Here is a 12,542-nt window from a genome sequence, read left to right as displayed (position 1 = left end):
GGGACCTTCGCCATCATGGTCTGATCCGTCCCACGGCCGCCTGCCTGGCATTGGCCGTGTTCGGCGCGCTCGCCTGCTATGCGGGATTGCTGTTGGACGAGCGCACGCTGATGGCCACGGTCATCGTGGCCGTCTCGATGATCGTGCTGTCGCTGTCCGCCGCGGTGGTCCAGTGGGCGATAATCGGGCGCGGGGACACGGCACGATCGCCGTGGCTGTTGCTGCCGTCCGAGGTGACGGTCACAGCGTTGTATGAGCGCCTCGACCAATACGGGAACGTCGTCGACCGATGGGCGGGCGCGTTGCCCCGTGAACGCGGCCTGTACCGGCGAATCGGCACGCTGCTGCGCTGGCGCTCGCCGTTCGGCCTGTTCGTGGTGCGTCGTCGCGTCGCCGCCGCGGGGGAGACGATGGTGCTGCCCGAGGCGGCGGATGCGGCCGCGCGGGAGACGGGCGCCGTCGTCTCCGGGCGGACCGTCGCCCTGAGGGATGCGGAGGATTCGGGGGCCGTGCGCGGCTACGAGCCCGGCGACCCGATCAGACGGATCGCATGGCGGCACAGCGCCCGTCGCGGCAAGCTGATGACCCGTGAGAGCGAGGGAAACGAGCGCGCCACGCTGCTGCTGGTCGTGAACGTGGACGGTTCGGACGGCGTGGACGCGCGGCGGCTCGACGGTGCGGTCGCCGCGTTGCTGCCGTATGCGCAGGCATGCCACGGCATGGGTCGCGGCATGGACGTGGCGGCCACCGACAGCGTCCATGTGGCCGAAGGAGAGCGGGCGGTCCTGCGGTTCCTGGCCGCCGCGCGTCCGGTCGGCGGGCGGGGTGATGCGCGTGGCCGCGATCGGCTCCGCGGGCGTCTCCGCGAACGAGTGTGTATGGTTCTTGCCCGAGCGTGTATGGTCCTCAGGCGTATGTGCATGGTCCGGGGCGCAACCTGCACGATTCCGCGGGCAACATGCAGCATTTCCGCGGCGACATGCACGGCGTCGGTGGGAAACATCGTCCGGCGCCGTTCCGGGTCAGTCGGGGTGTTGGTCTGCGATGCCGGTGATTCCAACGGTTTGGCGGATGCCCTGCGCCGCTCGTCGCTCGCCGCCTCGGTGCGTGTACTCGACCCCACCCCGCAGGAACGGGTCGTGATTACGCAGGAAGGGTCCGAAACCCCGCACGTTCGACCCGAAACCATGCAGGTCTCCTCCCGAACTCCACAGGTTCACCTCGAAACCAAGCGGATCCGCCCCATCGGACCGCGTACGGCCCTGCGGACGCCCCGAATCGTCGCCTCGCTCGCCCTGTTGACGTACTTCGGCGTCATGCTCAAGGCGCTCGTCGGGCTTGTGGAACCCACGGGCTGGTGGATATGGTTCGCCGCCGGGGCACTCGCCGCCGCCGTTCTCGCCTCGACCGTGCCGGTGCCGTCCGGACACCCGGTCCGATCCTCCCTGATCCGCGTGTCGGCTTTCGCCTTCGCGGCGGGAATCACGGCCGTCGTACTGGTCGTTGCGCGATTGCGCGACGTATCCGGCTCGGCGGGAGGCGGCTCCGGTGCGGGTGGCACAGGCGGTGCGGCCGCTACGGGCTCGGGCGTGCAGGACGGTCTTGCCGGATTCCCGACCCGCTTCGTCGACGCGCTGTCCGTCGGATTCGACCGGCTCGACCGCCAGCTGCCGCCATTGAAGGTCGTTCCGGCGTCCGACATCCTGCTGATCCTCGTCGTCTTCGCGGCCGCCGTCCTCATCCGCTGCCTGCTCCTGTGGCGTCCGGCCGTCCCGTCGCTCGCCGTCCTCCCCGTCGTCGCGCTCGCCGCCGACTCCGCGATGCTCGGCCATGTCGCCCCCTGGTGGGCGGTCGCCCTGCTCGCCGCCGCCTTCCCGATGAGCGTGTGGGCGTCGGCGTCCCGTCCTCGCTCCGGTTCAGGTCCCGATTCAAATCCCGATTCAAATCCCGGTTCAAATCCCGGTTCAAATCCCGCATCCGCGACGGCGGCCGCCGCCTGCAACGTGCCGGCCGCCGCCGCACCCGTCCCCTCGGAGCCGGCACGGACCCTGCGCGCCGCATTCGCCGCGCTTCTGGTCATGGCCGTCACCTTGGCCGGCACCCCTGCCGCCGAGACCCTCGCCTACCGGGTGCCGTTGTCGATCGGCGAGGGCGGCGGCATGTTCTCATCGAACACGGTCAGCCCGCTCATCGACCTGAAACGCAACATCGACGCCGGTTCGGATTCGGTCGTGCTCGGCTATTCCGCCGACCGCCGCCTGTACCTGAAGCTCACCACACTCGACGCGTTCGATGGCGACACGTGGGGCTACGACCGGGAGCTCGCCATCGACGCCGGTCTGTACGGCTCGGGTATCCGTCTCGGCCGCGACGAGTCCGACGAGCTCACGATGGAGCAGCGCCGCGCCGGCGACCCGATCGGCATCTACGCGTGGCTGCTCGGCTACGCCGGCTACACCGCGTCCGCCTCCGGCACGGGCACCGCCACTGACGGCACCGACGGCACTGACGCCACCCGCATCGACGAACGCACGCTCGAACGCTACGAGACGACCGCGAACGTGCGCATCGACACGCTGCGCTCCCGTTTCCTGCCGGTCCCCGGCATCGCCAACGGGGCGAACGGCGTCGGCTCCTCATGGCTGCGCTACCGTGACGGCAGCATGGTCAACCGCACCGATGCGACATCGTCGGGCATGCGGTACGCCGTGTCCGGCACGTATCTGGATCCCATCTCGTCGGCGTCCGGATTCTCCGAGCTCGATCCGGTGCGCGAGGTCGTCGCCGCGCTGGAGCGGCAGCGCGACGATTCCGGCGGCCAACTCGCCGGCTGGCTTGAGGCGCGTCGCACAATCGCCGATTCGGGATTGGGAGAGACACGCGATGGGTTCGCCGTGATCCGCGCCTCCATCGACGTCGATGGCGTCGTGAGCGCCCCCGACGGCACGCGCATCGGCAAGGTGAGCGCCTACAGCATGGCGTTCTCCGGCGAGCAGGACAATGACCGTGTGTGGGGCGGCGGGACGACGACGCCTTCCGCGGGCCGATACTCCCAGCATCCCTCCCACATCGCCTTCGACGACGCATTCGAGGCGCGATACGGTGCCGACGGCGCCGGCATCGTCTACGGCTTCTCCGAGAACGGCGACGCCGTGACCCTCGTGATGCCCCTCACGAACATGACCGGCTCCGACGGCTCTTCCGACGGCTCTTCCGACGGCTCTTCCGACGGCGCGCGCGGTTCGTCGCCGTCGATCGACGGCAGGTCCGGGGCCGGCGCGTCGACCGTCTGGGCGCAGAACGCCATCACCATCCTCTTCCAATCCGACACCACCATGTCCATCGCCGTGGAGGCGGGCTCCGCCGCTGACGACCGCCGCATGGCGCGCCGCATCCTCGCCATGGTCGCCGCCTCCGACGAGGAGGCCCGAGCGGGCCGCTACACGTCCCTGCCGAAGTCGCTGCCGGCCAACGTGCGCGCCGTCGTGCGCCGGGCGCGCGCGGACGGCGTCGCCGCGAAGGCCGGGACCTACGACGAGCAGATGCGCGCCATGCGCTGGCTCGTCGGGTATTTCGCCGACAAGGCCAACCATTTCACGTATTCGCTGGATGCGCCGGACGGCGACGGCCGCTCCAACATGCAGGTCGTCGACGACTTCCTCGACCCCGACACCGGCCATGCCGGCTACTGCCAGCACTACGCCGCCGCGCTCGCCGTGCTCGGGCGCGCGCTGGGCGTGTCGACGCGCATCGTGCTCGGCTACAACGCGGGCACGAACGCGCGCGATGCCGACGGCTATTTCCCGGTGGCGTCGCGTCAGTTGCACGCGTGGGTCGAGGCGTATCTGGACGGCGTCGGCTGGGTGCCGTTCGACGTGACGCCGCCGAGCGAGGAGAACGGCATGCTGACGTCCGACGGTTCACCAGCCGCGTCCGACGGTTCGTCCGCCGGCTCCTCGGGCGCGTTGACCGGCGACGACGGGTCCGCCATCACCGAATTCGATACGACGGGGAACGACGGCGCGTCCACGCGACGGAACGGCGCGGACGGCGGCGCGTCCGCGAAATCCGACGACACCGTCTCCCGCGACAGGGATACGGGCGGTTCGTCCGAGGTGTCCGGTCCGCCCGTCTGGCTCGCACGGCCCGCGGCATGGTTCGCGGCGTTGCCGGTCCGGTGGCGTGTCGCGCTCGCCGTCGGCGTGGCCGCGGCGGCGCTCGTCGCGTGCGTGGCCGCGCCTCGCGCCGTACGCGCCTGGCGTCGCCGGCGTTGCATCGCCGCCGCGCGCCGCGCCGAGTCCGCTTCCAGCGGCGGTTCCGGTGGCGATGATTCCGGTGATGGCGATGCCGCCGCGTCCGCCGCGTCGCGTGCGGCCGCGTGGCGTATGGCGTGGGCCGAGATCCGTCGCGAGGGGCGTGCGGCCGGTGCACGATGGGATGACGCCGCCACCGACCTGATGATCGCCGATCGCGTCGCCGCCGTATGGCCGGGAGGGTCGGATGACGATCGCGGGCATCGCGCCGTGATTCTCCGGGTGGCCCGCGCCGCCGATTCGGTCGCGTTCGGCGGTGGCGCGCCTCCGGTCGATGGTCTGGCCGACGGACTCGATGCGCTGTTCGCGGCGACACGCCGATGAACGGGATTTCGGAAGTGGTTCGGGCGGCTTTCCGACGTCCTGATTCGGTGCCGGAACCCCGGAAACGGCGTCGCGACACGCCGATGAAGCCGAAAAGTTGCACGTCCTTGTTTCGTTGGAATTCCAACGATTATGACGTATATGGCGGGTGATTTCGCGGGGTGTTCGCCATGTCCGGGTTGCGCGACCGGGAATCCCGTGGCATGATGTTCGAGTTGCCTGACGAGGTCAAGACCTCGGAGGGAAACAGAGACTGGCGGATTTCCCAAGCGGTCAAAGGGAGCTGACTGTAAATCAGCCGCTTCGTGCTTCAGTGGTTCGAATCCACTATCCGCCACGCCCCGATAGCTCAGTGGTAGAGCACTTCCTTGGTAAGGAAGAGGTCGTGAGTCCAATTCTCACTCGGGGCTCTCTGGCGGGGTAGCTCAGCTGGCTAGAGCGTACGACTCATAATCGTAAGGTCAAGAGTTCGAGCCTCTTCCTCGCTACAAATCGCGCCCACCAACCGGTGGGCGCATATTATACCTAGTAAAACACAGAGGTGAATGACAATGGCTAAGAGCGCCGACATCCGTCCGGGCATCACGCTGGCCTGCACCGAGTGCAAGGAGCGCAACTACATCACGACGAAGAACCGTCGTAACACGCCCGACCGTCTCGAGCTGAAGAAGTTCTGCCCGCGTTGCGGCAAGCAGACCGTGCACCGCGAGACCCGCTGAGCGCATTCGAGATTTGCGAAGACCCGACCGTATGGCCGGGTCTTTTCGTATTCCCGGAGGTTTTTCCCGCTTTGTTCATGCCGCTTGCGGGCGAGCCCGCCAAGCCGCGGATAGGATAGGCAACTATGACCAGCTTTGCAGAGATCACCACGATCGGTGTGGGCGGCGAGATCGCCCGTTTCGTCGAACCGACCACGCGTGTCGGCGTCATCGAGGCCGTCGAAGGGGCGGACGGGCATGGACTGCCCCTGTGCGTCATCGGCGGCGGCTCCAACATGCTCGTCTCCGACGAGCCGTTCCCCGGCGTCGTCGTGCGCGACGCGCGCCGCCGCATCACCGTGCCCGACGAGGCGGCCCCCGTCGAGGGAGGCGACCGCACCGTGCACGTGAACGCGGAGGCGGGCGCCAACTGGGACGATTTCGTCGCCTTCACCGTGGAACTCGGCCTGGAGGGCGTCGAGGGCCTGTCCGGCATCCCCGGCACGGTGGGCGCGTCCGTCGTGCAGAACATCGGCGCCTACGGCCAGGAGGTCGCCACGTCCGTCGAATCGGTGGAGGTGTGGGACCGCGAGACGAAGACCACGCGCGACCTGCTCCCTGCCGACCTCAAGTTCGGCTACCGTTCCTCCGCCTTGAAGTCGAGCATGTACGCGGCCCCCGCCACGCCGGCCGACCGCTTCTTCCCGACGCCGCGCTACGTGGTGCTGTCCGTCACGTTCGCGCTGCGCCACAGCGCCGAAGGCACGGTCGGATTCGGCCAGCTGGCGAAGGCGCTCGGCGTCGAGGTGGGCGCGCGCATGGCCACCACCGCCATCCGCGACGCGGTGCTCGAGGTGCGCGCCTCCAAGGGCATGCTTGAGGATCCGACCCGCTACGCCCTGCCGGTCATGTCCGACACGAAGCGCGAAGGCAACATCATCGCCGACCTGAAGCGCCTCGCCGCGGCCGCCATGCCGGCCGACGACGGCTCCGGCCTGCCCGCGCCCGACTGGGACCGACACAGCTGCGGATCGTTCTTCATGAACCCGATCCTGCCCGAAGCCGAGGCCGCGCGCCTGCCCGAGGACGCGCCGCGCTTCGCCGCCGTGCTGCCTGACGGCACGCCCGGCGTGAAGACCTCCGCCGCATGGCTCATCGATCACGCCGGATTCCACAAGGGATTCGCCGTGGGGGAGCCGGACGGCTCGGAGACCGCGGGGCCGGCCGCGCCGGCGAGCCTGTCCACGCACCATACGCTCGCCCTGACGAACCGCGGGGACGCCACGGCGTCGGATGTCGTCGCCCTCGCCAAGACCATCCAGCAGGGCGTGAAGGAACGGTTCGGCGTGGCGCTCGTGCCCGAACCCGTGTGCATCGGCATCGACCTGCGCCCCTGACCGGCGTCGCGTCCCGAATGTGGGGAAAGGGCCTTCGCGTCGCAATCCGGTGGGCATATACTATGCCGTTGAACCTAACCGGAGAGACAAGAAGGTCCCAGCACCATGCAGATATTCCGAACGAAATCCGTCGAGCAGACCATCGCCGAGACCGGCGAAGAGGGTCGCACGCTCAAGCGCAACCTCACGTGGTGGGATCTGTCCATCATGGGCGTCGCCGTCGCCGTCGGCGCCGGCATCTTCTCCGTGGGCGCGCAGGCCGCCGCCTTCCACGCGGGTCCGGCCGTCATCATCAGCTTCCTCATCGCCGGCGTCGTGTGCGGCGCGGCCGTCATGTGCTACGCCGAATTCGCCTCGATGATCCCGGTGGCCGGCTCCGCGTACACGTTCACGTACACCACCGTCGGCGAGGTCGTCGCGTGGATCATCGGCTGGGACCTCATCCTCGAGATGATGATGGCCGGTTCGGTGATCTCCAAATACTGGGGCGTCTACCTGGACGACTTCTTCCACCTCATGGGCTGGGGCGTCGACACGAATCTGACGTTCGGCTCGTTCCACATCGACATCGCGCCGATCATCATCGTCGCGTTCTTCACCACGCTGCTCGTGTTCGGCACGAAGATCGGCGCCCGCGTCGATGGCGCGATGACCGTCCTCAAGATCGCGATCGTCCTGTTCGTCGTGGTCGTCGGATTCTTCTACGTGAAGATGTCGAACTTCACGCCGTTCATCCCGCCGAGCCAGCCCGCCGACTCCCTGCCCGGCAGCTCCGTCGCCGCCGACGTGCTCAACCAGCCGCTGTGGCAGTGGGCGACCGGCATGGTCCCGAGCGTGTACGGCGTGCCCGGCATCCTGTCCGGCGCGGCGCTCGTGTTCTTCGCGTTCCTCGGCTTCGACGTGGTCGCCACCGCCTCCGAGGAGACCGTGAACCCGCACAGGAACGTGCCGCTCGGCATCGGCGTGGGCATGGGCCTCATCATCGTGATGTACATGCTCGTCGCGTTCGTCACCACCGGCATGGTCTCCTACAAGGACCTCGCCAAGCAGGACAGCCCGTCGCTCGCCACCGCGTTCGAGCTGGTCGGCGCGAACTGGGCGGCGAAGATCATCAGCTTCGGCATCGTGCTGGGCCTCGCCACCGTGGTCATGGTGCTGCTGCTGGGCCTCACGCGCATCGTGTTCGCGATGAGCCGCGACGGTCTGCTGCCGCGCGGCCTGTCCAAGACGGGCAGGCACGGCACCCCGGTCGCGCTGCAGATCGGCGTCGGCGTGGTCGTCGCGCTCGTCGCCGCCTGCTTCGACATCGGCGTGCTCGCCGACATGGTGAACATCGGCACGCTCTCCGCGTTCACGCTGGTCGCGATCTCCGTGCCGATCATGCGCGCGCGCCGCCCCGAACTGCCGCGTGCGTTCAAGATGCCCGGCAACCCGTGGGTGCCGATCCTCATCGCCGTCGCCAACCTGTGGCTGATGCTCAACCTGTCCGTGCTCACCTGGCTGCGTTTCGTCGTGTGGCTGGTCATCGGCTTCGCGATTTACTTCGGCTACGGCTACTGGCATGCCCGCCTCGGCAGGGGAGCGCTCACCGAGACGCTCTCCGAGGAGACCGACAAGGCCATCAACACCGACTGACGGAGTGTCAAACCGTCCCCGCACGCGCCTAGACTGGACGGTCAGAGTAGTCAGGAACGTGTTCTAAGGAGAATCCCATGCCGTACGTTGTCGCCCAGCCTTGCGTGGACGTGAAGGACAAGGCCTGCGTGGACGAGTGCCCGGTCGACTGCATCTACGAGGGCGATCGTTCCCTGTACATCAACCCGAATGAGTGCGTCGACTGCGGCGCGTGCGAGCCGGTGTGCCCCACCGAGGCCATCTTCTACGAGGATGACCTGCCGGAGGAATGGGCTTGGTACAAGGACGCCGCCGCCAACTTCTTCGCCGAGGTCGGCGATTTCGGTGGCGCCTCCGCTCACGGTCCGATCGGCAAGGATCCGGCGCAGGTCGCCGCCCTGCCCCCGCAGAACCAGGACTGACCGATTGATTGGATGACTCCCCGCTCCCGGGGAGTCATCGTTGTTTTTATCATGCTCCCCCTTTCCCAGGGGGAGTCGTCGGCTTCGCCGACTGAGCGGGGTTCTCCCCGGAGAGGCATCACCATGGGCTTTCACACCTACTCCTCGCCATACGACTGGTCGCGCATCGCCGGCTACAAGACCACCGCGAAGGCGGTCGGCGGCGGCATGATCGACCTGTCCGTCGGCTCGCCGGTCGACCCGGTGCCCGCCAGCGTGCGCGACGCGCTCGCCGCGGCGGCGGACGCGGCGAACGCGCACGGCTATCCGGCGACCATCGGCACGCGCGACCTGCGCGACGCGATCGACGGCTGGTTCCGCCACCTGCGCGGCGTGGACCTGAAAGCCGTCAACGCGGCCGTCGTGCCCACCGTCGGATCGAAGGAGGGCGTCGCGCTGATGGCGTCGCTGCTGCACCTCGGCCCGGGCGACGTGGTCGTCCAGCCGAAGGTCTCCTATCCGACGTACGAGATCGGCACGCAGCTGGCCGGCGCCACCGTGCTCAAGGTCGACGACGTCGCCGACGTGGACTCGTGGCGCAACGTGCCGGGCGTGAAGGCCGTGTGGGTGAACTCGCCGTGCAATCCTTCCGGCGATGTGCTCGGCGCCGACTGGCTCGTCGGCATCGTCGCGGCGGCGCGCGCGATCGGCGCGGTCGTCCTGTCTGACGAATGTTATGCGCTGATGGACTGGCGCGCGAGCCGTGGGGCCGCCGACTCCAACGAGCCCGCCTCGGCGGACGCGTTCAGCCTGTCCGCCGCGCCGTGCGCGCTGAGCCCGCAGGTGTGCGAGGGCAGCGCCGACGGCATCCTCGTGCTGTATTCGCTGTCCAAGCAGAGCAACATGGCCGGCTACCGCACCGCGCTCATCGCCGGCGACTACCGTCTCGTCACCGAGATGGCCGAGTACCGCAAGCAGATCGGCGAGATCATCCCCGGACCCGTCCAGGCCGCGATGGCCGCGGGCCTGCGCGACGTCGAAGCGGTGCGCGTGCAATGGCAGCGCTACCGCACGCGCCTGTCGAAGCTCGTCGCCGCGCTGCGCGCGTACGGGTACGACGCGGCGATGCCCGACGGCGCGCTCTACGTGTGGGTGAAGGCCAAGTCCGGCGACTGCTGGACGGACATGGCCGATCTCGCGAAGCTCGGCATCATCGCCAGCCCCGGCGAATTCTACGGAGCCCCTGCCTTTCTGCGCTTCTCCGCCACCGCCACCGACGAGGCGATCGAAGCCGCCTGCGCCCGCCTCGCCGCCTGAGTTCTTTCCGGTTACTCACGCGCCGAACCGGGCCGCGCCTTTTCCGAACCTCCGGCGCACTTCGTCCAGCGCGCTCTCCGCGCGGCGCTGCCGGTCCGAGACGGTGCTCGCGTCGGCGCTCGTCGCCTCTTCGAGCATGTCGTCCAGTGACGGCTGCACGGTGCTCGCGGCGGCGGCTCCCAGTCCGCTCGCGCTCATCCCCGCCAACCGGATGAGCTTCGGCAGCGGCGCGTCGGGGGAGGAATCTTCGGGCATCCCCAGCATCCCGTGCAGCAGCCGCACGCACACCGGATACAACGCGCCCGCCGTGTCCACCGGGCGTTCCAGCGTCCGCGACCGCGTCCGGTAGCTCAGATCCGCGAACCGCAGTTTCACCGTCACCGTGCGCGCCACGAACCCTTTGCGGCGCAACGTTCCGGCCACCTCGTCGCACGCCTCGCGCAGCAGCCTGAGCACGACGCGCTGATCGGTGGTGTCCTTCAGCAGCGTCTCCTCCGAGCCGACCGACTTCTCCTCGCGCACCGGCGTGACCGTGCGTTCGTCGAGACCATGCGACGCCATCCACAATCCGCGAGCCGCCGCGACCGAACCGGTCGCCTGCTCCAAGGCCCGGGGACTCATCGCCGCCAGATCGGCCACCGAATCCACGCCCCACGCGTTGAGGCGCTTCTCCAACGACGGCCCGATGCCGGGGATGCCACGCAACGGCATCATCTGCACGAACTCGGCGGACCGGGCGGCGGGGATGAGTAGCATGCCGTTCGGTTTCGCGTTCGTCGACGCCATCTTCGCGACGAGCTTGTTCGCCGCGACGCCCACCGAGCAGGTCACGTGGAAGCGGCGCTCCACTTCGGCGCGGATCCATGCGCCGATCGCCGTCGGCCGCTTCCATGCGAGCAGCGCGCCTGAGACGTCCATGTAGCCCTCGTCCACCGACACCTGTTCCACCCGGTCGGTCACGGCGTGGAACACCTCGGTCATGATCCTGTGCGAGACCGCGCGGTAGTAGCGCATGTCCACAGGGAGGAACACGCCGTCCGGGCACAGCTGCCGCGCGCGGGCGGACGGCATCGCCGAGTTGATGCCGTAGCGTCGCGCCTCGTAGCTCGCGGCGGACACCACCGAACGCGGCCCCGTGCCGATGATCACCGGCCTGCCCGTGAGTTCGGGGTGACGCGCCACCTCGAGCGAGGCGTAGAACGCGTCCATGTCGATGTGCAGCACCGTGCATCCGGTCTCGTCATGCCCCCAATCGCGTTTCGCGGCGGCCAGTCTCGGTGCGGTGCTCATACCGCCATTCTACGGTCGTGCGTGGCGGGTCGGGATATTGCCGTGGGGGATATTACCGTAGGGGATATGAAGCGAGTGGTTGTGAATGCGCTGAACCATGTGCCGGTGGTCGCCATCGTCGTGTGCGAGGCGATCGTCATCTACAGTGCGACCGCCGTCGCGAAGCTCGCGTTCACCCAGCTCGACCCGCTGTACGCCGTGTGGTACCGTGTCGGATTCATGGCCGTGCTGATGCTGTTGTGGCGGCGTCCGTGGCGGGCCGACAAACGTGCGGCGCTGCTCCGCCATGATGCGCGTGGCTGGGGGTTGGTGGTGCTGTTCGGCGTCTCGCTCGCGCTGATGAACACGATGTTCTATGTGGCGATCTCCAACATGGATCTGGGCATCGCCGTCTCCCTCGAGTTCCTCGGACCGTTGTCGGTCGCCGTGGTCACCGGTCGCAGCTGGCGTGAACGGCTCGGCATCGGCATCGCCGCAATCGGCGTGGTCCTGCTCGCCGGCATCTCGCTCTCGGATCCGGAGAGCGGCGGCAGGTTCCTCGTCGGTCTGATCGCGATCCTCATCGGCGGGTCGATGTGGGGCGTGTACATCGTGGCCGGCAGACGCATCGCCGCGGGCGGCAACTCGCTCGACAACCTGTGCGTCGCCGTCACGATCGGCTGGGCGGTGCAGTCGCTGTTCCTCGGCGTCCCGGCCGTCACGTACCTCGTCCATCCCAAGGCGACGGCCACATGGGCGGCGGCTCCCGGCGGCCCGTTGAAACTGTTCGCGCTGCTGTTCCTCGTGTCGTTCCTCGCCTCGTTCGTCCCGTATGTCATCGAGCAGGTGACGCTGCGTCGTGTCACGCCCGCCACGTTCTCCGTCATGCAGTCCATCAACCCGGCCGTCGCCATCGCCGTCGGCCTGGTATTGGGGGAGGTACCCGGATTCGGCGAGATGGCCGGCGTCGCGTTGGTGATTCTGGCCGTCGTCATCACCTTCTCCGGAGACAAGGCCCCCGCCCCGGGCCGCTGATCGCACTGCGGCCGACGACGCCGGCGACGCGGAATCCTTTTGCCCCGGATGAGATGGTCTGTGCAACGGGGCCATCCGCGGACATCCATTTGGCTTACGAGGGGTGCCATCGGTTCGGTTTCCGGCGCATGATCATTGGTTTCAAGCCTCGCATACTCAGGATGTCCATGATCA

The 12,542-nt window shown here is 68.4% G+C and carries 8 protein-coding genes and 3 tRNA genes; 10 read left to right on the top strand and 1 reads right to left on the bottom strand.

The features are described from left to right. Positions 1 to 56: 56 nt before the first annotated feature. The 9 genes from AC1AYN_RS09900 (at position 57) to dapC (ending at position 10,064) form a co-directional block, all read left to right on the top strand. Positions 57 to 4,637, top strand: coding sequence for a transglutaminaseTgpA domain-containing protein (locus AC1AYN_RS09900; protein WP_476533114.1), 4,581 nt, complete (start codon positions 57 to 59; stop codon positions 4,635 to 4,637). Between the two features lie 255 nt (positions 4,638 to 4,892). Continuing rightward, positions 4,893 to 4,974 (top strand) — tRNA-Tyr (locus AC1AYN_RS09895). Position 4,975: 1 nt separating this feature from the next. Then, positions 4,976 to 5,047 (top strand) — tRNA-Thr (locus AC1AYN_RS09890). Between the two features lie 4 nt (positions 5,048 to 5,051). Further along, positions 5,052 to 5,125 (top strand) — tRNA-Met (locus AC1AYN_RS09885). Between the two features lie 63 nt (positions 5,126 to 5,188). Then, positions 5,189 to 5,356, top strand: coding sequence for a 50S ribosomal protein L33 (gene rpmG, locus AC1AYN_RS09880; protein WP_007053013.1), 168 nt, complete (start codon positions 5,189 to 5,191; stop codon positions 5,354 to 5,356). Positions 5,357 to 5,481: 125 nt separating this feature from the next. Further along, a complete protein-coding gene (locus tag AC1AYN_RS09875) occupies positions 5,482 to 6,732 on the top strand; it encodes a UDP-N-acetylmuramate dehydrogenase (protein ID WP_476533076.1) in 1,251 nt (416 codons plus the stop codon). A gap of 105 nt (positions 6,733 to 6,837) precedes the next feature. Beyond that, complete coding sequence (locus AC1AYN_RS09870) at positions 6,838 to 8,367, top strand: amino acid permease (protein WP_476502822.1); 1,530 nt, start codon at positions 6,838 to 6,840, stop codon at positions 8,365 to 8,367. 77 nt (positions 8,368 to 8,444) lie between these two features. Then, entirely contained in the window at positions 8,445 to 8,768 is a 324-nt protein-coding gene (fdxA, locus tag AC1AYN_RS09865) for a ferredoxin (RefSeq protein WP_034527169.1), read from the top strand. Positions 8,769 to 8,891: 123 nt separating this feature from the next. After that, complete coding sequence (gene dapC / locus AC1AYN_RS09860; RefSeq protein ID WP_476533075.1) at positions 8,892 to 10,064, top strand: succinyldiaminopimelate transaminase; 1,173 nt, start codon at positions 8,892 to 8,894, stop codon at positions 10,062 to 10,064. Positions 10,065 to 10,079: 15 nt separating this feature from the next. On the opposite strand, the gene dinB is transcribed toward dapC, so the two are convergent. After that, positions 10,080 to 11,354, bottom strand: coding sequence for a DNA polymerase IV (gene dinB, locus AC1AYN_RS09855; protein WP_476533074.1), 1,275 nt, complete (start codon positions 11,352 to 11,354; stop codon positions 10,080 to 10,082). 66 nt (positions 11,355 to 11,420) lie between these two features. On the opposite strand from dinB, the gene AC1AYN_RS09850 reads away from it, so the two are divergent. Further along, positions 11,421 to 12,368 carry an EamA family transporter gene (locus tag AC1AYN_RS09850; protein ID WP_476533073.1) on the top strand — a complete coding sequence of 316 codons (948 nt, stop codon included), beginning with the start codon at positions 11,421 to 11,423 and terminating at the stop codon, positions 12,366 to 12,368. Positions 12,369 to 12,542 lie beyond the last annotated feature (174 nt).

It is taken from the genome of Bifidobacterium sp. LH_413 (assembly GCF_056357015.1).
The sequence above is the reverse complement of the archived record's forward strand: the minus strand, read 5'-3'. Positions and strand labels throughout refer to the sequence as shown.